This window comes from Proteiniborus ethanoligenes, from assembly GCF_900107485.1.
Classification (GTDB): domain Bacteria; phylum Bacillota; class Clostridia; order Tissierellales; family Proteiniboraceae; genus Proteiniborus; species Proteiniborus ethanoligenes.
The window spans coordinates 67,683-87,661 of the sequence record NZ_FNQE01000013.1; the positions used below are offsets into that span (position 1 = coordinate 67,683).

At 31.5% G+C, this 19,979-nt stretch carries 17 protein-coding genes and 1 other annotated feature; of the genes, 12 read left to right on the forward strand and 5 right to left on the reverse strand.

Annotation, left to right across the window (positions count from 1 at the left end):
* The first annotated feature begins 7 nt into the window (after window positions 1-7).
* Window positions 8-2,233, forward strand: coding sequence for an ABC transporter substrate-binding protein (locus BLV37_RS06865; RefSeq protein ID WP_091729151.1), 2,226 nt, complete (start codon window positions 8-10; stop codon window positions 2,231-2,233).
* Window positions 2,234-2,479: 246 nt separating this feature from the next.
* Here BLV37_RS06865 and BLV37_RS06870 read toward each other — a convergent pair whose 3' ends face one another.
* Window positions 2,480-3,484 carry an ABC transporter substrate-binding protein gene (locus BLV37_RS06870; RefSeq protein WP_091729154.1) on the reverse strand — a complete coding sequence of 335 codons (1,005 nt, stop codon included), beginning with the start codon at window positions 3,482-3,484 and terminating at the stop codon, window positions 2,480-2,482.
* Window positions 3,485-3,775: 291 nt separating this feature from the next.
* Here BLV37_RS06870 and pgsA point away from each other — a divergent pair, with 291 nt between their 5' ends.
* The 6 genes from pgsA (at window position 3,776) to BLV37_RS06895 (ending at window position 12,534) form a co-directional block, all read left to right on the forward strand.
* On the forward strand, window positions 3,776-4,321 hold the full coding sequence (gene pgsA / locus BLV37_RS06875; protein ID WP_091729157.1) for a CDP-diacylglycerol--glycerol-3-phosphate 3-phosphatidyltransferase: 546 nt from the start codon (window positions 3,776-3,778) through the stop codon (window positions 4,319-4,321).
* A gap of 47 nt (window positions 4,322-4,368) precedes the next feature.
* Window positions 4,369-4,589 (forward strand) — a binding site (T-box leader).
* Window positions 4,590-4,632: 43 nt separating this feature from the next.
* Window positions 4,633-4,806, forward strand: coding sequence for a hypothetical protein (locus tag BLV37_RS15035; protein WP_176967904.1), 174 nt, complete (start codon window positions 4,633-4,635; stop codon window positions 4,804-4,806).
* A 46-nt stretch (window positions 4,807-4,852) separates the two neighbouring features.
* Window positions 4,853-7,501: a valine--tRNA ligase gene (locus BLV37_RS06880; protein ID WP_091729160.1), complete on the forward strand. Its 2,649-nt coding sequence runs from the start codon at window positions 4,853-4,855 to the stop codon at window positions 7,499-7,501.
* Window positions 7,502-7,555: 54 nt separating this feature from the next.
* Window positions 7,556-8,854 carry a bifunctional folylpolyglutamate synthase/dihydrofolate synthase gene (locus BLV37_RS06885; RefSeq protein WP_091729163.1) on the forward strand — a complete coding sequence of 433 codons (1,299 nt, stop codon included), beginning with the start codon at window positions 7,556-7,558 and terminating at the stop codon, window positions 8,852-8,854.
* A gap of 87 nt (window positions 8,855-8,941) precedes the next feature.
* Entirely contained in the window at window positions 8,942-9,868 is a 927-nt protein-coding gene (locus BLV37_RS06890; RefSeq protein WP_091729166.1) for a YncE family protein, read from the forward strand.
* A 14-nt stretch (window positions 9,869-9,882) separates the two neighbouring features.
* The gene (locus BLV37_RS06895) at window positions 9,883-12,534 is read left to right on the forward strand and encodes a calcium-translocating P-type ATPase, PMCA-type (protein WP_091729168.1); all 2,652 of its coding nucleotides are present in this window, start codon (window positions 9,883-9,885) and stop codon (window positions 12,532-12,534) included.
* Window positions 12,535-12,551: 17 nt separating this feature from the next.
* Here BLV37_RS06895 and BLV37_RS06900 read toward each other — a convergent pair whose 3' ends face one another.
* Window positions 12,552-13,082, reverse strand: a complete 531-nt coding sequence (locus tag BLV37_RS06900; protein WP_091729171.1) for a DUF4364 family protein — start codon at window positions 13,080-13,082, stop codon at window positions 12,552-12,554.
* Window positions 13,083-13,190: 108 nt separating this feature from the next.
* A complete protein-coding gene (locus BLV37_RS06905) occupies window positions 13,191-13,394 on the reverse strand; it encodes an alpha/beta-type small acid-soluble spore protein (protein WP_091729175.1) in 204 nt (67 codons plus the stop codon).
* A gap of 299 nt (window positions 13,395-13,693) precedes the next feature.
* Between BLV37_RS06905 and BLV37_RS06910 the strand changes: the two genes are divergently transcribed.
* Complete coding sequence (locus tag BLV37_RS06910) at window positions 13,694-14,812, forward strand: polysaccharide deacetylase family protein (protein ID WP_176967905.1); 1,119 nt, start codon at window positions 13,694-13,696, stop codon at window positions 14,810-14,812.
* A 6-nt stretch (window positions 14,813-14,818) separates the two neighbouring features.
* Here BLV37_RS06910 and BLV37_RS06915 read toward each other — a convergent pair whose 3' ends face one another.
* Window positions 14,819-15,772: a Na/Pi cotransporter family protein gene (locus tag BLV37_RS06915; RefSeq protein ID WP_208975221.1), complete on the reverse strand. Its 954-nt coding sequence runs from the start codon at window positions 15,770-15,772 to the stop codon at window positions 14,819-14,821.
* A gap of 177 nt (window positions 15,773-15,949) precedes the next feature.
* Between BLV37_RS06915 and BLV37_RS06920 the strand changes: the two genes are divergently transcribed.
* Complete coding sequence (locus BLV37_RS06920) at window positions 15,950-16,438, forward strand: pyridoxamine 5'-phosphate oxidase family protein (RefSeq protein ID WP_091729181.1); 489 nt, start codon at window positions 15,950-15,952, stop codon at window positions 16,436-16,438.
* A 91-nt stretch (window positions 16,439-16,529) separates the two neighbouring features.
* Window positions 16,530-17,300: a polysaccharide deacetylase family protein gene (locus tag BLV37_RS06925; protein ID WP_091729184.1), complete on the forward strand. Its 771-nt coding sequence runs from the start codon at window positions 16,530-16,532 to the stop codon at window positions 17,298-17,300.
* A gap of 70 nt (window positions 17,301-17,370) precedes the next feature.
* On the opposite strand, the gene BLV37_RS14820 is transcribed toward BLV37_RS06925, so the two are convergent.
* A complete protein-coding gene (locus BLV37_RS14820) occupies window positions 17,371-17,535 on the reverse strand; it encodes a small, acid-soluble spore protein, alpha/beta type (RefSeq protein WP_143031489.1) in 165 nt (54 codons plus the stop codon).
* 176 nt (window positions 17,536-17,711) lie between these two features.
* Here BLV37_RS14820 and BLV37_RS06930 point away from each other — a divergent pair, with 176 nt between their 5' ends.
* Both BLV37_RS06930 and BLV37_RS06935 read left to right on the forward strand, forming a co-directional pair.
* Window positions 17,712-18,884 carry a Mur ligase family protein gene (locus BLV37_RS06930; protein ID WP_091729186.1) on the forward strand — a complete coding sequence of 391 codons (1,173 nt, stop codon included), beginning with the start codon at window positions 17,712-17,714 and terminating at the stop codon, window positions 18,882-18,884.
* A 306-nt stretch (window positions 18,885-19,190) separates the two neighbouring features.
* The gene (locus BLV37_RS06935; RefSeq protein WP_091729189.1) at window positions 19,191-19,865 is read left to right on the forward strand and encodes a single-stranded DNA-binding protein; all 675 of its coding nucleotides are present in this window, start codon (window positions 19,191-19,193) and stop codon (window positions 19,863-19,865) included.
* Window positions 19,866-19,979 lie beyond the last annotated feature (114 nt).

Genomic DNA, 19,979 nt, shown 5'->3' on the forward strand with positions numbered 1-19,979 from the left:
GGGAAAAATGAAACCCAAAAAAGTAATAATTATTTTATTAGTGCTTTTACTAATAGTTACACTTTATGGGTGTACTACAGAGAATAAGACAGCAGGTGTAAATAAGAATACCGAAGTAACATATAGAGAAATCATATTAAATGATGTATTAGAAGCAGAGCATATAACAAACATAGGTCTAAATAAAAATAATGAGCTAATAGCATACATTGCAGGGGATAGTAGAAAGTATGTAGTTCTAGATGAAAATACAGAAGCAAAAAAAGAGGTAAATATTGATTTTGATGGAAGGGCAAGTATTTTTACTCTTGACAACAGCAATAATATGTACATACTATCAGAAATACCAGAGACAAATGAGAATAAAGACATAGTAAAGATAAGTAAAAAGCTCTTTTCCTATAATAATGGGTCTAATTCAATTACTGAAAATAATGTAATAGGTGAGCTAACTGACACTACAGCAAGGTCGACGGAAGAAATCACAAAAAAGATAAGAATAGACAGCAAGGGAAATATTTATGCCCTAAAGCTAGGTGGAAAGATAGAAGTATTTGACAGTAAATTTAATTCTAAAAAAATTCTTGATTCAACACTATACACAGATATAGATATAGACGAAGAAGATAACCTATTAGCAATACGCAGAAATATAGAGGAAAGAGTTCTAGATAAGATAGACACAAGTAATTACAAGATAATATTAAGCAAAGAATACGACTACAATGATCTACCACGAAGCATATACTACAACAAAAATACTAAGAGTCTATATGGAATAAGCACAGGATGGATAGTGAAGTATGATTCAAATGGAAATATGGTAAAAAGATTGTTAAATACAGGCGAATTGTCAGACATAGAATTCATATTTGATTTTGTAGTGGATGATAGTGAAGAAATATACATAACAGCAGATGCAGAGGGGAGCTACAAACTAATTAAATATACAACATCATCTTCTGAAACAGAAATAGGGACCGAGAAACATGACAGAAGGATCGAAATAACCATTGAATTGACTCAAGACTATGGTAATAAAATAACTAAAGCAGCGAAGAAATTTGGGGAAAAAAATCCTGATGTAAAGGTTACAGTTAATTTATATCCCGACCTTGATTGGGGGCAATACAATGATAAGCTAAATGCAGAGCTAATAGCAGGCAAGGGTCCAGATATACTATATCTACGAGGAGGGGAGCCAATAAGAACATATATGGAAAAAGGCATGCTAGTAAACCTTGATGAGATGATAGAAAATGATAGTGAATTTAATATAGAAGATTATAATACACATATAATTGACAACTCAAGGTATAAGGATAAATTATATACTATGCCCATAGACTACTACTATTTTTATTGCTTTGTACTAAACCAGGAATTACTAGATGAAAAGGGAGTAGATGTAGGTGAGGATCTAATTTGGAAGGATATATATGCTCTTTCAAAAAAACTAAATGAAAATAGCACAGAACAGATATATGTTTTGCCTAAAATTGATGATTATATGCTATTTAATTGGATGGTACTTAGTGATTTGGATTATTATATAGACTGGGATAAAAAAGAGGCTAAATTTAATAGCGAAGAGTTTATCGAAGCCTTAAAACTGTTTAAGGCAATAAAAGAAGATAATGTAATGCATCCAAACTTAGAGTGGATTGATATAGCAAATGACATGCATAATGATGAAGATTTAAAAAACATAGCAATGTATACGGGGCAAACCCATGCGTATCATTATATAAGAAGCATTGGTTCTGTATTTAATGGTTTTAATGCAATATCAGTGCCTAAAGGAGAGTACACAGGTAACAGAGAATATGGTAGCGAGTTTTTAGCTATAAATGCTAATTCTAAACATAAAGAGCTAGTTTGGGAATTTATCAAGTTCATGATGACAGAAGAGATGCAAACTATTGATAGCTATATATTCCAAGTACATTTTCATATTAATAACAATGCAAGTAAAAGACAAATAGATGAATTGGTGTTTGAAGAACAAGAAAAAAATAAAGAGTACCTTGAAAAACAGGGCAAATATTTTGCGACAGAAGGAGATGTTGAAAGACTTAACAAGATAATAGGCAATTTAAATAAACCTTCAATGTCAGAGCCTTTTGAGACGATAATATATGAAGAAGCTCAGCCATTTTTCAATGGTGAAAAAACAGCAGAAGAATTAGCCAAACAGCTGCAAAACAAGGCGGAGATATATTTGAACGAATAGTGAAAAGTAAATAGCTTTAAAACCAGTTAATTGTATACCCATTCAATATAAAAGATTCCAGTAGTGAAGAAGTATTTTAGATATAAGAAAAGTAAATTTACTATTAATATTGCAAACAAAACTTTTAAGGATTTTTATTTAAGACTCTATGTTTTATTAACCCAAAACAATTACGGAATCCAAGATACCTAACCATTATAATTTGATTTACATAAATTAAGCCTCTGCAGTCTGCAGAGGCCTAATCTATTTTATATTTTTCATAGCATTTTCAGCAAAATTTGTAGTCACAATATTCTCATAATCAGCCCTTTTATCTAATTGTCCAGCCATTTCCATAATGTCCATCATGTGATTTAGACCATCCTCAGTTAATACAGGATCAGGCTTCCAGGTGTCTTGCTCCTTATATCTTTCAACTAGCTTTATCAATATTTCTCTGTCTGTTTCTATAAAGTGAGGCTGTAGAGCATCTGCAATTTCCTCTGTTGAATGAGAGTGAACCCAAAGCATACCTTTATATATAGCATTTGTGAAGCTTTGGATTATCTTAGGATTTTTCTCTATATAGCTTTTTTTGGCACTATAGCAGGTATAAGGAATATATCCGCCCTCTTTACCTATAGATGCAACTATATAGCCCTTCCCCTCCTTTTCAAGCTCAGAAGCTACTGGCTCAAATAGTGTTACATAATCACCTTCACCACCAGTAAATGCTCCTGCCATCATTGCAAATTGAATGTCAGTACGGACTTCTACGTCTACACCAGGCTGTAGACCGTATTTTTTTAGTACAAACTCTAATGTCATCTCAGGCATTCCACCAATTCGTCCACCTATTATTGATTTTCCTTGGAGTTTATCAAAAGTAAAATTAGGATCCTTTTCTCTTCCTACTAAAAAAGAGCCGTCCTTTTGTGTTAACTGAGCAAAATTCACAGCATAATCCTCTTTACCTTGATTATAAACGTATATAGAGGCCTCAGGTCCCATAAACCCAATATCAGCCTCACCACTTAGTATTGCAGTCATACATTTGTCTGCGCCCTGTCCATTGATTAATTCTACCTTTAAGCCTTCTTCCTCAAAGAAGCCCTTAGAAATTGCCACATATTGAGGTGCATAAAATACTGAGTGAGTTACTTCAACTAATTTAATAGTCTTGAGTTCATCTTTTTTGCAGCCTACCAATAAGGCAGATAGTAGAATTATTATAAGTAAAATAGCTGAAACTAGTTTGATTTTTGACATATAATCCCTCCTATATAAATAGTAGTTTATTTTATAATATTCGATTAAATTAGAAAGGTTACAAAATGATTTAGCCATTGGGCAAAATTAAACATGTAATGCATTAAAAAAACTACTAAATATAGAAGGAATTATAAATAATGATATAGAATAATAAAAAGAACTAGCTTAACCAAGTATTTAGATAAATTATCCCCAAATCCTATTATCATTGACTCTAAATTAAAATATAATGTAATATAAAGAAAAATTTAGTGAATAATATTTTTAAATATCTCTAAGAGGTGACATATGAACATACCTAATGTTTTGACGACTATAAGATTCCTTCTTGTTCCTATTTTTGTATTTATCTTTTATTCATCAATAGAGAACAATATATTGTATGCCACTATTGTATTTGCCATTGCAGGGGTCACAGATGTACTAGATGGATATATAGCTAGAACTTACAATATGGTTACTAAATGGGGAGTAGCAATGGACCCATTAGCAGATAAGCTGATGCAGTTAACGGTCCTCATTTGCTTTACAAGTAAGGCTTATTTGCCTATATGGGTGATAATTGTAGTAGGTTTAAAAGAGATACTTATGGTAATAGGTGCTTTATTTCTCTATTACTCTTTTGAGAAAACTGTTATACCAGCCAATAGATATGGGAAAATTGCAACAATTGCATTTTATATAGCTATATTATCAATAGCCTTTAATTTTCCTGAGACATTGAGCTTTATTTTAGTTTTATTAGCTGTAATGCTTACCTTGTTAGCTTTTATTAATTATTTCTTGGGCTTTAAGGAGGTTAGAAAGGATAATAAAAATATTAAATCCTATTGACAAATGTAATTTTGTTATATATCATGAAAATAATTAAGTCATATATTGCTATTGCAATGAAGAAGAAGATTAGGTAGATAACCTATAAAGAGAGTAAGGTTCATGGGCTGAAAGACTTTACTAGGCAATATTTACTGAAGGTAGCTTCTGAGCTTTCAATCCGAAATAATAGTAGGATTGAACGGTTAAAACCGTTATATTTTTGAGTGCCAGGTATTTTTTATCTGGAATTAAGGTGGTACCGCGAGTTTTACCCTTCGTCCTTATTTTTGTGACGAAGGGTTTTATTATTTTTATAGGATGTGATGGGTATGATTTTCAAACTTGGGATAATATCTTTTATTGCCGGAACCATATTTATATTTGGTTCAGACAGACTATATAAAAAAGGGAAAATAACTACAGTTAATATGTTGTTATCATCCAAGCTAATTGGATTAGGTTTAACCATATTGGCAACTATACTAATGATTTTTGGAAAATAGCTAATGAATTAAATCTTATTTAAGATATTATAGGAGGTTATAAAGTATGAATGAAGGCTTAGCTAAAACTTACAATCCAAAGGACTTTGAAGAGAGAATTTATGAATTTTGGAATGAAAATGGATATTTTAGGGCAGATGTTAACAAGGAGAAAAAACCATTTACAATAATGATGCCTCCTCCAAATGTTACGGGTAATCTGCATATGGGTCATGCACTAAATGGTACAATCCAAGATATACTTATTAGATGGAAGAGGATGGAGGGCTACGAGGCTCTTTGGCTTCCAGGTACAGACCATGCTAGTATATCTACAGAGGCGAGAGTAGTTGCTAAAATAGAATCTGAAGGTAAAAGCAAACAGGAATTAGGAAGAGAAAAATTCTTAGAAGAAGCTTGGGACTGGACAGAAAAATATGGTGGTAATATTAGAAATCAGCTTAGAAAGCTAGGTGTTTCTTGTGATTGGTCAAAGGAAAGATTTACTTTAGATGAAGGATTAAGTAAAGCTGTTGAAGAAGCTTTTATTAGACTCTATGAAAAAGGACTTATATATAGAGGTGACAGAATAATCAACTGGTGTCCTAGCTGTGGAACTGCACTTTCAGATGCAGAGGTTGAACACGAGGAGTCACAAGGAAAGCTTTGGCACATAAAGTATCCTGCTAAGGATAGTAATGAGTATATAGTCATAGCTACAACCAGACCAGAGACTATGCTAGGAGACTTGGCGGTAGCAGTGCATCCAGAGGATGAAAGATATAGTAATTTAATAGGAAAAACATTAATACTTCCATTAGTTAATAGGGAGATTCCAATAATAGCTGATGAATATGTTGAAAGAGAGTTTGGAACAGGAGCAGTTAAAATAACACCATCACATGACCCAAATGACTTTGAGGTTGGAGCAAGACATAATCTAGGTCAGCTTAGAGTAATGAATGATGATGGAAGCATTAATGAGCATGGTGGTAAATACTGTGGCTTAGACAGATATGAAGCAAGAAAAGAAATAGTAAAAGATTTAGAAGAACTAGGATATTTAGTAGAGATAAAAGATCATGCTAATAGTGTAGGACATTGTGAGAGATGTAGTACTATAGTAGAGCCAATAATATCAAAGCAATGGTTTGTTAAAATGCAGCCCCTAACTGAACCTGCAATTAGTGCATACAAAGAAGGAAAGCTTAAATTTATTCCTGAAAGATTCGGGAAGATTTATCTAAATTGGTTAGAGAATTTAAGAGACTGGTGTATTTCACGACAATTGTGGTGGGGACACAGATTACCAGTGTATTATTGCCAGGATTGTAATGAAGTTATAGTATCTAGAGAAAATCCTGAAAAATGTAGCTGTGGAAGTACAAATTTTGTTCAGGATCCAGATACTCTTGATACCTGGTTTTCATCTGCATTGTGGCCTTTCTCAACACTTGGATGGCCAGAAAAAACTCAGGAGCTAGACTATTTCTATCCTACGGATGTATTGGTAACAGGATATGATATAATCTTTTTCTGGGTTGTAAGAATGGTATTCTCAGGCCTAGAGTACGTTGGAGATATGCCTTTTGAAAATGTGTTTTTTACAGGACTTGTTAGAGATTCTCAAGGAAGAAAAATGAGTAAGTCTCTTGGAAACGGAATAGATCCTCTTGACTTAATAGAACAATATGGGGCAGATGCATTAAGGTTTTCACTGGTTACTGGTAATACCCCAGGCAATGATATGAGGTTTTATATTGAAAGAGTTGAAGCAAGCAGGAATTTTGCAAATAAACTATGGAATGCTTCTAGGTTTGTTCTGATGCATTTAGATGAAAATGCTGTTGATGAAAATCAAGCTATTTCTAATCTTTCACAGGAAGACAAGTGGATAATATCTAGGATTAATACTGTTATTAAAGAAGTGACAGAGAACTTAAGAAAATACGAGCTAGGTATAGCAGCACAAAAAATATATGATTTTACATGGAATGAGTATTGTGATTGGTATATAGAAATGGTTAAACCAAGACTATTTAGTGATGATAATAAGGACAAAGATACAGCAAAATATGTATTGCTAATAGTTCTAAGAGATATATTAAAGCTTCTACATCCATTTATTCCATATATAACTGAAGAAATATGGACCTATTTGCCAGGCAAGGATAAGGAGTTAATTATTGAGCAGTGGCCTTTATATAATGAAGAAAGAAGCTATAAAGATGCTGAAAAGTCTATAGATTTTATAATGGAATCTGTTAAGAGTATTAGAAACATTAGAGCAGAGATGAATGTAGTTCCTTCAAAAAAGGCGAAAGCTATTTTTGTTACATCTGATGCAGACTTGAATAGAATATTGAGCACATCAGAAAGATTCTTTAAGACCTTAGCCTCAGCATCAGAAATCCAAGTAACAGAAAGCAAGGATAATATTGGAGAAGATGCCATGTCTACTGTAGTAGGGAATTGTACTATTTTCCTTCCATTAGAAGAGCTAGTGGATATGGAAAAGGAGATTGAAAGGCTCCAAAAAGAAAAAGAAAAGCTAGAAGGCGAAATTAAAAGAGTTAAGAGCAAGCTTTCTAATGAAGGCTTCGTTAGTAAAGCTCCTAAGCAAGTAATAGACCAAGAAAGAGAAAAAGAAATCAAATATCAACAAATGATGGAAAAGGTCTTGGAAAGATTAGATAGTTTAAGAAATAATAGGTAGGCAAGTAGTATTTATGTAAATAATATGGTAGACATACTTAACAGGAGTGAGAAAATGAACTATAGAGAAGCTTTAGACTATATACATGGAACTAAAAAATTTGGTAGCAAACTAGGTCTTGATAATATAAGAGCGTTGCTAGGCCTGCTTGAAAATCCACAACAGGATCTAAAATTTATCCATGTGGCAGGTACTAATGGTAAAGGCTCTACATCATCCTTTATAGCAAACACATTAATAGAAGCAGGGTATAGGGTAGGTCTGTTTACATCGCCTTATTTAGAAGTTTTTAACGAAAGAATGAGAATAAATAATACGGATATTAGTGATGATAGCTTAGCACAGATAACTTTAAATGTAAAAGAAAAAGTCGAAGTTATGCTAAGTAGGGGCATGAATCATCCAACTGAATTTGAAATAGTAACAGCTATTGCCATGGAGTATTTTAAGAAAGAAAATGTAGATTTTGTTGTTCTTGAGGTGGGGCTTGGAGGTAGATATGATTCTACAAATGTTATTGAAGACTCTTTAGCATCCGTAATAACAACTATATCTATGGACCATACAGATATTCTAGGAGATACTATTGGAAAGATTGCTTATGAAAAAGCAGGAATAATAAAGGATAATGGGCTTGTAATTAGCTATCCACAGGATAAAGAAGCCCAGGAAGTTATAATAGATGTAGCACAAAAGAAAAATAGCGAATTAATAATTGTGCCTACTGAGAAGATAGAAGTCATAGAAACTACTGCGTTTGGAAGCAGATTTAACTTTGAATATAAGGATATTAAAATGTTAGATTTAGAAATCGGGCTAATTGGAGTTCATCAAATATATAATGCTTCAACTGCTTTAACTACAATACTATCCCTAAAAGAAAGGGGATGTATTTCAATATCTGATGAAGCCATTAGAAAAGGTCTATCAAACACTAAATGGAGCGGAAGGCTTGAAGTGTTAAAAAGAAATCCTACTTTCTTAATAGATGGAGCACACAACATTCAGGGAATACATGCTCTTAAAAAGACTTTAAAGGATGTATTTAAATACAATAAGCTTATTCTTGGAGTAGCCATACTTGCAGATAAAGATGTAGATCATATGATAGAAGAATTAGTCCCAATAGCTGATAAAATAATAGTGACTGAAGCTAATATATTTAGAGCAATGAAGGCAGAAGAGCTAGCTGAAAAAATTAAAAAATATAACAATAATGTTATAATAGAAAGTAATATTGAAAAGGCTGTTGAAGAATCCTTCCAGATAGCTACTGAAAATGATCTTATAGTATTTTCAGGCTCCCTCTATTTAATTGGAGACGTAAGGACAATAGTGAAGAAAAGATGCTGATTGCATCTTTTTTTTTGTTCCCGCTTATGTCACCAAAATATATAAGGTGCATAAACTGGTATATAAGCAGGTCAGGAGGTGACTAAGGTGGGATTATGTGAGAACAAACTTATAGTAGCTAACACAGGCAGTGACTCCTTATCAATTATAGATACAAGAACTCATGAATTAATCGATACAATTTTTCTTTGGGAGTCAGTTAAAGCAAATAAGAAAAGCACATCAAACGGACCTTATGTAGGGCCTCATCATATTTTTTTTGATGAAAAAGATATAATTTATTCTGCTAATTCCTATAATAATACTGTATATAAGATAAATATTGAATTAAAAGAAATTGTGGATATGGTTTATGTGGGAAGTTTTCCAAGTCATTTAGTTGTACATAATGGATATATATATGTATCAAATAGTGATTCTAATTCAATATCAGTTATAGAAGAAAAGGGCTTTAATATAATTGAAAATATTCCTGTTGGAGAGAGACCCCATGATATTAAGCTAGACAAGAAAAATAACAGATTATATATTTCAAATAATAATGGGTATAGTATAGATATAGTTGATTTGAATAATAATGTTCAAAAAAGATTAAAATTAAGATACAACCCAGTTCATATTTCCATAGAGGATAATATTATACTTGTGCTATCGCCACCTTCTAATGGAATGCTCAATAGTAAGCTTTTAATATATAGCATAAATGACGAATGTATAGTTAAGGAAATTGATGTTCAAGGTGTAATTGTAGATTTAATAGCTGTAGAAAACAAAAAAATAGCCTATGTGACTAATGTAGAAGATGGAAATCTTTATGAAATAGACTTAGTAGATTATAAGATTAATTCAAAATACTTAATTGGTGGAATGCCTAATAATATAACAAGAAAAAATGAAGAGCTATATATTTCGGATGCATTTTATAATAGAGTTGTTATCTTTAATTATAAAAAGGGTAAAATATTGTATAGCATAGATGTAGGATTAGAACCAAATGGAATAATATTAATTTAACCAGGAGGACATTGATGGGAGAAAAACAATGGTATAAGAAAAATCTTGAAGAACTAATGAATGAACTAAATGTTCAAACTAAAATTGGGCTAGACAGTGAAGAAGTTTTAAAGAGAAGAAATGAATATGGGGATAACAGTATAAAAACAGCAGGTAAGAAATCTGTTGTTTTGATGTTTTTTAATCAGTTTAAGGATTTTATGGTAATTATATTGATACTTGCTTCTTTAATATCAGGTTTTTTAGGAGAGATAAGTGATACTATTATCATCCTATTAGTAGTCTTATTAAATGCAATACTAGGGGTCATTCAAGAAAACAAAGCTGAAAAATCCTTAGAAGCATTGAAAAATCTATCAACACCAAATGCTAAGGTTATTAGAGAAGGAAATATTTTAGAAATTAAGTCTATAGATGTGGTTCCAGGTGATGTAGTGATTATAGAAGCGGGAGACTTTGTTCCTGCTGATGGTGTTATTATTGAGAGCGCTAGTCTCATGATAGAAGAATCAGCCCTTACGGGAGAATCAGTACCTGTAGAAAAAAATACTAATACCCTTGAAGGGGACAATATCCCTTTAGGAGATAGAAAAAATTTTGCATACACTTCTAGTTTAGTGACTAATGGCAGAGGAAAGTTTATTGCAACAGGCACTGGAATGAATACAGAAATAGGTAAAATCGCACAAATGATTCAAAGTCAAGAGGATACAAAGACCCCTCTACAGGTTAAACTAGATGAATTAGGAAAATTATTAGGTATAGGTGCCATAGTTGTATGTGGCATAATATTTTTTATTGGTTTCTTGCAAAACAGACCTGTTCTAGACATGTTTATGACCTCTGTATCTCTTGCGGTAGCAGCTATACCAGAAGGACTTCCTGCTATTGTCACCATAGTATTGTCTATAGGTGTTCAAAATATGATAGATAACAATGCTATTATAAGAAAGCTGCCTGCTGTAGAAACCCTAGGAACAGCTTCTGTTATTTGTTCAGATAAAACTGGTACACTTACACAAAATAAAATGACTGTTACAAAGCTGTATACATATGACAAATTAATAGATATAGATCAGGCAAATATGGAAAATCCAACTGAATTAACTGCAATTATGACAGGATTATTGTGTAATGATGCTTCTTTAGATTCAGATAAGGGAGAAAAAAAGGCAATAGGAGATCCGACAGAAGTAGCACTTATAGTTGCAGCAGAACGTTTTGGATTGCTTAGAAAACAACAGGAAAGCTATTATGAAAGAGTTGGAGAGCTTCCCTTTGATTCTGAAAGAAAGCTAATGACTACAATTAATACCTTTAATAATGGATATAGAGTATTTACAAAGGGTGCATTGGATGTTTTGATAGGAAGATGCAACAAAATAATGATTGGAAAAGATGAAGTAGAATTAACAGAAGATATTATAGAAAAAATCAAAGGGACAAATGAAGAGCTTTCCTCAAAAGCATTAAGAGTTTTAGCCTTAGCCTATAAAGATATTCCTAGTATACCTGATAATCTCAATTCAGAAACCCTAGAGAAGGATTTAGTTTTTGTAGGGATGCAAGGAATGATAGATCCTCCGAGAGAAGAGGCTAAGCTAGCAGTACAGAAAAGCAAGGAAGCTGGCATAAGACCTATTATGATTACTGGAGACCACAAGATAACTGCTATGGCAATAGCAAAGGAATTAGGCATATTAGAAGAAGGTCAGGAAGCCATAGAAGGAATAGCACTTGAAAAGCTTACTGACGAGGAGCTTTATAACAGTATTGAGAAATACTCTGTTTATGCAAGAGTTTCTCCAGAACACAAAGTTCGAATAGTAGAAGGCTGGCAGAAGAAAGGAAAAATTGTTGCTATGACAGGAGATGGAGTCAATGATGCTCCTGCCCTTAAAAGAGCAGATATAGGCTGTGCCATGGGAATAACAGGAACAGATGTATCGAAAGAAGCAGCTGATATGGTCCTTACTGACGATAACTTTGCAACTATTGTAGCTGCAGTAGAAGAGGGAAGGACTATATTCGATAATATAAAAAAATCTATACACTTTCTATTGTCATGTAATATTGGAGAAGTTGTAGCACTTTTTATTTCAATAGTATTAAAGCTACCTATTCCATTATTGCCTATACATATTCTTTGGATTAACTTGATAACTGATAGTCTACCGGCCTTAGCACTAGGAGTAGATCCAGCTGAGAAAGATATAATGAAAAGAAAGCCAAGAAATCCTAAAAAGAGTATCTTTAGTGATGGATTAGGCTTGATGCTGGCTGTAGAAGGAACTATCATAGGTATACTCACATTAGCTGCCTTCAATATTGGAAGTAATGAGAGCTTAACTATTGGTAGAACAATGGCCTTTACTACATTATCTTTGTCACAGCTAGTTCATACCTTCAATACAAGATCTATAGACAAATCTATATTTAAAATAGGATTTACTACTAATAAGAAATTATTAGGAGCTATACTTATTTCTTTGTTATTGATGCTAGGGATAATATTTATTCCTGCCCTAAGAGAAATATTTAAGCTAGGCTTTTTAAGTCCTTTGCAATGGGGAATAGTACTGGGACTTTCTCTTATAATACTTGTAGCAGTAGAGCTAATAAAAGCATTGACAAACCTAACAAAAAATCAAAAAGAGCTGGCTTAAAGTCCAGCTTTTTGATTTTATTCTGTTATAAGTAAATCAATAATTTTTTTATAGATTTCATGAGGTTTTTCTTTCCAATTGTTGCATATCATTTTTGCTTGTTTATTTGAAACTACGTTTAAAGACATGTTAAATAAGGTTATATCCTTTTCAACCACCTTTAAATTTACAATGTATTCGGAATCGTTTTTTTTGAAATAATTTCCTACGATTTGACTATCCTTTATCATTTCTTCTTCTTTCTTTTGATACTTTTTATTTACTTCATCTTTAAGCTTTTGAGGTATTCTATCATTAAAAAAGCTTAGAGTATCCTTCCCTGCCTTTGACAAATGATAATACTCCTGACCATCTTCAATGGAAAATTCAATAAACTTAGAATTCACAAGCTCACTAATAAATTGCTGGGCTAGAAAATAATTCATATAATTATTTTCTAGTAAAAATTGAGTGATTTCTGAATTGTTCATAGGGATATGAGTATTATCTAATATGTATAAAATGAGAAGCTTGTATTGTGCTAATTCTTTACTATTATCAACAAACATATTACTCACCTTCTAAGTTTAATAATGTATTATTTACTATATAATTATGATTATAACATAAAAAAAAGAGAAGCGGTATTATATCCACTTCTCTTTTTTTATTATTACTTATTTACCTGCTAAACTTCTTTGTGCTTGCTCGACTAACCTTTTAGTCATGTAACCGCCAACGTATCCATTTTGTCTGGAGCTTAGGTTTCCTTTATCTATACCTTCATAATTAGTTAGCCCAAGTTCGCTAGCGATTTCAGTTTTCATTTGGTTTAATGCCATTCTAGCTTCAGGCACTACTATTCTATTTGATCTTGCCATGTTTTTCCCTCCAAATAGATTTTTTAATACTGCAACATCATTTTGATGTTGTAGTATTAATATAACCTGCAAACTTAATCTATATGCTAGTAATAAATACTAAGTAAGCACAATAAATAGCAACAATGTAGAAGATTGATGAATTAGGAAAAAAATGATTGTAAAAAAATTCAATTAATTTATCCTTATTATTTGTAGATTATAGCTATAATATGAAATATAATATTAGTATAGCTATATTAGCTTATTAATAAATAAGATATTAAACTATGTCTTTATTACAAGAGAGGAGAGTAAAATTGAAAAGAACTTTTAGCCTAATTTTAATTGTATTATTTGTACTAGCATTTTTTGTTGGATGCTCTAAGGATTTAAAAGCAGATGACAATGTAGTAATTGAGGAACCAAATCAAAATAATGAGGACAAGCTAATAGAAGATGAAAAAGCCCCAGACACTGAAGCTATACCAGAGGAAACTCAAGATATTGACCCAAAGGAAAAGATAGATTTATCCTTAAAGCCTAATGAAGCAGGGCAAATAATGGTACTAATGTATCATAATATAGGAGAAGAAGAATCAGAATGGGTACGAACAGCTGAAAACTTTAAAAAAGACTTAAGGGTATTATATGAAAAAGGATATAGACCTATTAGCTTAAAAGACTTTGTTAATAACAATATAAATGTAGAGGCAGGATATACACCTGTTGTTATTACTTTTGATGATGGGAATCAGAACAACTTTAACATAATTGAAAAAGATGGGGAAAAAATAGTTGATCCTAATTGTGCAGTAGGAATTTTAGAAGAGTTTAATAGAGAGCATCCTGATTTTCCATTAAAGGCTACATTTTTTGTGTTTGGCTCAAATCCTTTTAGACAAAGGGATTTATTAGAATACAAGCTTAACTATTTAATAGAAAAGGGCTTTGATATAGGAAACCATACATTAGATCATAATGACATGTCAAAGGCTAATGAGCCTGATAAAATACAAAAATATATAGGAGAGCAGGCGGCATTTATAGAAGGTATCATACCAGGCTATAAGGTTAACACATATGCTCTTTGCTATGGAGGTAGACCTAAGGATAAAGAATTATACTCTTATCTTGAAAAAGGAGAATATGAAGGTAATACTTATAAAAATATTGCTATATTAAATGTAGGATGGGATCCATCTGTATCGCCTATAGATAAAGCCTTCAATCCACTTGCCATACATAGAATAAGGGCAAGTGAAACTAAGGTAGATGGTGTTGGAATGTATGATTGGCTTTCTGTATTTGACAAGCATCCAGAACGAAGGTTCATAAGTGATGGCAATCCAGATATAGTCACTGTTCCAAAAAAACTTGAAGATAAAGTAGATATAGAAAAGCTAAAAGGAAAAGAACTGTATATTTACGAGGAGTAGAATTTTCTACTCCTTTATTATTTTTTGAGCAATACTCAATATTATTGAAGAAAAAGGGAGAAGGATAATGGTTGTTATTATATTGAAAAGAGAATGAGCATTGGCAATTTGCCTTGATGGATTTGAGGGAGACAATTTAATTACAAAAAAATATAGATAATCTGTAAAAAAATAAAAGATAATTACTCCGAGTACATTAAAGAGCACATGAACTAATGCCGCCTGTTTACCAGCACGATTAGTAGCAAAACTACCTATCACAGTATCTACACAGGTACCTATATTTTGTCCCAATACAATAGGAATTGCAGTAGATAAGCTTATGATTTTACTTGAAGCCATGATTTGCAAAATAGTAATTCCTGTGGTACTGCTTTGTATCACTGCAGTAAGTATTAAGCCTGCAAATAAAGACATGATTTTACTCTTGCTCAAATATTTAATAAGCTCAAAAAACACCTTAGTTGATTTAATGTGACCTATAGAGTAGCTTATTGCATCCATTCCTGCAAATATTAAAGATAAGCCAAGCAACACTTTTATAATAGTATTATATTTACTTTTTCTCAATATAGGAAATAATAATACTCCTACAAGAAAAAGATAAATGTAGATATTATCTATTTTGAAAGCCACTAGCTGAGCTGTAAATGTAGTGCCTATATTTGAGCCCATAATAATAGGTATAGCATTATAAATACTTAATAGATTTCCATGAACTAAGCTAATAACTATAATTGTAGCTGCACTGCTGCTATGAAGCAGAGAAGTCATTATTATACCTATGAATACACCATTTAACTTATTTGAGGTAATTTTATTTACTTTAGCTTTTACCTTATAGGATAAAACTTTTTCAAAGGATGTAGACATTAGCTTTATCCCAGTTAAAAACAATGTAAGACCACCAATAATACCTAGGAGTGAAAAAATATATATATTATTTAATAATAAGCTCACAGCAACTTCCTCCTAATTTTTAGATAAATAAACTTATACTTAATGTATATGTTCATTTATCTTTACTAACACAAAAGTTGAGCTTGCAAATAAAAAAACCAAGTTATACAAAAAGATTATTTTTTTTATAATTACAAATAATAATTGTGATAATAAAAAATATAAAGAGGTGGAAAAATGGAAAAGAGGCTTAGTACAACAGAATTAAAACAAAATATTAAAAGCTTTTTAAATGAGAATAATTTAGCTTCATTAGCTACATGTGGAAATAATATACCTAGATGTAGTCCTGTTCAATATTTTACAGGAAATGACCTAGACATATATGTAATATCAGCTGGGGGAGATAAATTTAATAATATTCAGGATAATCCTAATGTATGCTTATTAGTGAATACAGAATATTTAGATTATAAAAAAATCAAGGGCGTACAAATCTTTGGCCAGGCACATACTAGCTTAAAGCATTCAGACCTTATAGATGAAGCTAAAAGATATGCTCCTCATAAACAGTTGTTGGCTATACAAAAAGACTGGATTAATATTATCAAAATAGTTCCTGAGGAAATAGTATATTTAGATGCATTAAATGGAGACAGAACTAAGCAAATACTAAAAAACGATCAAGTTATAGAAAAACAAGATAAGATATTATCTATTCACTAAGCTGTGGACACACAGCTTTTTTTCTTTATAAGGTAATAATACTAGAAGAGTGGAATAAATTATATTAACACTGTTTTAGAGGAGGGGGATAATGAAGATTTATATACTGGATAAAAAAATAGTTGCTAAGATAATTTCAGTTATGCTGCTTGTTATTGTCTCGGTCATATTTACAGGAATTATTGATGATAATGGAATAATGAGCGTTTTTTCAACTAGCAAAGAACTACCAATATACTATGTAGATACTCAAGAGAAAAAGATTGCAATAAGCTTTGATGCTGCTTGGGGGACAGAGTTCACAGACGATATATTGGATACATTAGACAAATACAATGTAAAAACCACTTTTTTTCTCGTGGATTTTTGGGTAAAAAAATATCCAGATGTAGTAAAGGAAATAGATAGAAGAGGTCATGAGATAGGTAATCATTCAACAAACCATCCATACATGTCTAAGCTAGATGAAAATCAAATAATTCAAGAACTCAAAACTACTGAGGAAAGAATTAAAAATATAACTGGGAAAAGAACAACACTCTTCAGACCTCCATTTGGTGATTACAATGATAGATTAATAAGAGTTTGTAGAGATAATGGATACTATGTAATACAGTGGGATGTAGACTCATTAGACTGGAAGGAATATGGAGTGCAGCCAGTAGTAGATAGGGTTACTAGAAATGTTAAAAACGGCTCAATAGTTCTTTTCCATAACAATGCCAAATATGTATCTGAATACCTACCAATTATTTTAGAAAGACTACAGAGAGATGGATATAAAATAGTTCCCGTTTCAGAACTCATATATAAAGATAATTTTTATATAGACAATAGCGGGAAGCAAATTAAAAAGCAGTAAAGTAAGGCTATAATAGTCTTACTTTACTGTTTTTTATTATAAATAGGCAAGTTCTACTTTTGTGTTTTTATTAAGATCTTCCTAAATGATTTAGTTCATTTACCTTGTTCCAATCGACCATTTTAGTTATATGGTCATCTCTGTCTCTTAGCTCAATCTCCATGTCTTTTGCCATTTCTTCTTTAAAGCTCTGAAAAGCCTCTCTTGCTTTTGGAGATACTTTATTATTTTTCATTATATCACCTCTCTTTAGATTATTCTTTGATTAATTCTAATAAATATTATTGGAATATAATGGGCTCAGGGCTCAAAATATCTTAAATACATAAAAAACCTATATAAGTAAACCATAACTATATATAGTTATGGTTTACTCTATTATAAATAAGTTTTTCAAAGGAGATTAAGGCAATGAAAACAAATGGAGTAACTGTTATCGGAATAACTGGTACGAATGGTAAAACTACTACCTCTTACATATTAAAGCATGTATTAAAGAATGCAGGAATACGAACAGAAGTTTTCTCTTCATCAGAGATGAATTTCTACGAAAAAAATAGAGATAAGAGCTTACCCAAGGAAACAATTCAAAATGCCTTAAAGAAAATAGAAAATAAAAAAATAGATGTCTGTATTATTGAGATATCACCTAAGCTGATTGAGACAGGAGAAATAAGCCATATTAACTTTGATATAATAATTCACATAAATATAGAACTAGAATCTGTTACTCCTATAGAAAGAGATAATTATGTAAGGTTTAAAAAGACAATTTTTAAATTACTTAAAACAAATGGTATATCAATAATCAATATAGATGATAGGGAGGGCTTGAAGCTTATTGAAGATAACTACAATACTATTGTTCTTACCTATGGACTAGGCTCAAAGTCTAGCATTACTGCTTCTAGCCTGAAACTGTCACATGACATAAGCTTTAATTTGTGCATTCAAAGAGGACTAACTGCAATTAACCGCTTAGAAATAGAGCCTATGGAAATACCTTTAAAAATAAAATTAATGGGCAGACATAATATATATAATTCCTTAGCTGCAATTTGTGGTGCATTGTGCTTAGGAGTTAATCCATATAATATTAATAGATATTTAAGCGACTTTATAGGCATAGACAGAAGACTTGAAGTAATATATGAAAAAGAATATATGATAATAGATAATTATAGTCATAATCCTTCAGCCTACGAGGCGGTTTTTGAAACTATACAATCATTAGACTTTAGCAAATTAATTATCATTGATGCAATAAAAATAAAGGGCAATACAGAAATGAACAAATATAATGCAAAAGCAATAGCCTCTTGGTATAGCACTTTTGAAAACATAAAATTAATCATATCACTTAGCAGAGATACTACAGAGGAAAAAGAGAAAGCTTTAGATGATGCGATAAAAGGATACAAATTAGTATTAGATGAACTGAGTATAGATTATTTGATTTTTGATACATTAGAGGAAGCCATAATAAAAGCTTTAGAAATAGTTGATAAAAAAGACTTAATATTATTACTAGGAGCAGAAGAAATGAATAAAGGAAAGGATATTCTATTTAAGAAAATCCAATAAAAAACCTGTTCTAATTGAGAACAGGTTTTTTGTTTTTATATTCAAAATAATATTTTAAACAGTTTAGAAGGATTTTTCGTTTTAATGTCAAATAAAACAAAAGGGGAAACGCTTTCATGATTCAGGTAATTTTTGTTTAAACCAGTTTAATTCAAGCTATCTAAATAAAAATGTATAAAGCAGAACTTTCTTATTGTCATAAAAAATTATTACTAAGGATAAAAAACAATTCATATTATTAAACAATAGAGAATAAACATATTTTAGATTAAAAAAACATAAGAGTAGGAAGGGGAGTGGGGTTCAATGTCTGACAAGGTGATTGATACGAATTCAATAACCGTAGTAGGCAAGATAATCAGCGACAAAGAGTTTAGTCACGAGATGTATGGTGAAGGCTTTTACACCTTTGACTTAGAAGTACCTAGATTAAGTGACTATTCTGACGTGTTACCAATTACTATATCTGAAAGGCTATTAGTTAATATGGATTTAACGCCAGGGAAAAGCCTAGTGGTAGAAGGACAACTAAGGTCATACAACAGATATATTGATGGTACTAACAAATTAGTACTAACAATTTTTGCAAGAGATGCATATGTTCCTGAGACAGAAGAAGAAATTAATGAGTTATTAAAAAGACCAAATGAAATTTATCTTGATGGTTACATATGCAAGGTTCCCATTTATAGAACAACTCCATTTGGGAGGGAAATAACAGACCTTCTAGTAGCCGTAAATAGACCTTATAATAAATCTGACTACATACCCTGCATTGCTTGGGGGAGAAATGCAAGGTTTTGTGAAAAGCTTCAGGTTGGCGACCATATAAGATTATGGGGCAGAATTCAAAGTAGGGATTATCAAAAGAAAACCATTGAAGGAGAAGTCATAAATAAGGTAGCCTTTGAGGTTTCAATATCAAAACTAGAATTTGTAAGAGAAGATAATAATAGAGAAGGGAAAAAACAAGATCTGTAAAAGGTCTTGTTTTTTGATATAATAGAGATGAGCATAATTAATAAAATTTGACTAGAGAAACTTTAAAATTAAATATCAAATATATACTCATCTAGAACAGACATAAAATAATAG

What these genes read in the sequence shown, in the direction of transcription:
- BLV37_RS06865 (WP_091729151.1), top strand. Translation starts at nt 8, where the DNA reads ATGAAACCCAAAAAAGTAATAATTATTTTATTAGTGCTTTTACTAATA.
- BLV37_RS06870 (WP_091729154.1), bottom strand. Translation starts at nt 3,484, where the DNA reads ATGTCAAAAATCAAACTAGTTTCAGCTATTTTACTTATAATAATTCTA.
- pgsA (WP_091729157.1), top strand. Translation starts at nt 3,776, where the DNA reads ATGAACATACCTAATGTTTTGACGACTATAAGATTCCTTCTTGTTCCT.
- BLV37_RS15035 (WP_176967904.1), top strand. Translation starts at nt 4,633, where the DNA reads ATGATTTTCAAACTTGGGATAATATCTTTTATTGCCGGAACCATATTT.
- BLV37_RS06880 (WP_091729160.1), top strand. Translation starts at nt 4,853, where the DNA reads ATGAATGAAGGCTTAGCTAAAACTTACAATCCAAAGGACTTTGAAGAG.
- BLV37_RS06885 (WP_091729163.1), top strand. Translation starts at nt 7,556, where the DNA reads ATGAACTATAGAGAAGCTTTAGACTATATACATGGAACTAAAAAATTT.
- BLV37_RS06895 (WP_091729168.1), top strand. Translation starts at nt 9,883, where the DNA reads ATGGGAGAAAAACAATGGTATAAGAAAAATCTTGAAGAACTAATGAAT.
- BLV37_RS06900 (WP_091729171.1), bottom strand. Translation starts at nt 13,082, where the DNA reads ATGTTTGTTGATAATAGTAAAGAATTAGCACAATACAAGCTTCTCATT.
- BLV37_RS06905 (WP_091729175.1), bottom strand. Translation starts at nt 13,394, where the DNA reads ATGGCAAGATCAAATAGAATAGTAGTGCCTGAAGCTAGAATGGCATTA.
- BLV37_RS06920 (WP_091729181.1), top strand. Translation starts at nt 15,950, where the DNA reads ATGGAAAAGAGGCTTAGTACAACAGAATTAAAACAAAATATTAAAAGC.
- BLV37_RS06925 (WP_091729184.1), top strand. Translation starts at nt 16,530, where the DNA reads ATGAAGATTTATATACTGGATAAAAAAATAGTTGCTAAGATAATTTCA.
- BLV37_RS14820 (WP_143031489.1), bottom strand. Translation starts at nt 17,535, where the DNA reads ATGAAAAATAATAAAGTATCTCCAAAAGCAAGAGAGGCTTTTCAGAGC.
- BLV37_RS06930 (WP_091729186.1), top strand. Translation starts at nt 17,712, where the DNA reads ATGAAAACAAATGGAGTAACTGTTATCGGAATAACTGGTACGAATGGT.
- BLV37_RS06935 (WP_091729189.1), top strand. Translation starts at nt 19,191, where the DNA reads ATGTCTGACAAGGTGATTGATACGAATTCAATAACCGTAGTAGGCAAG.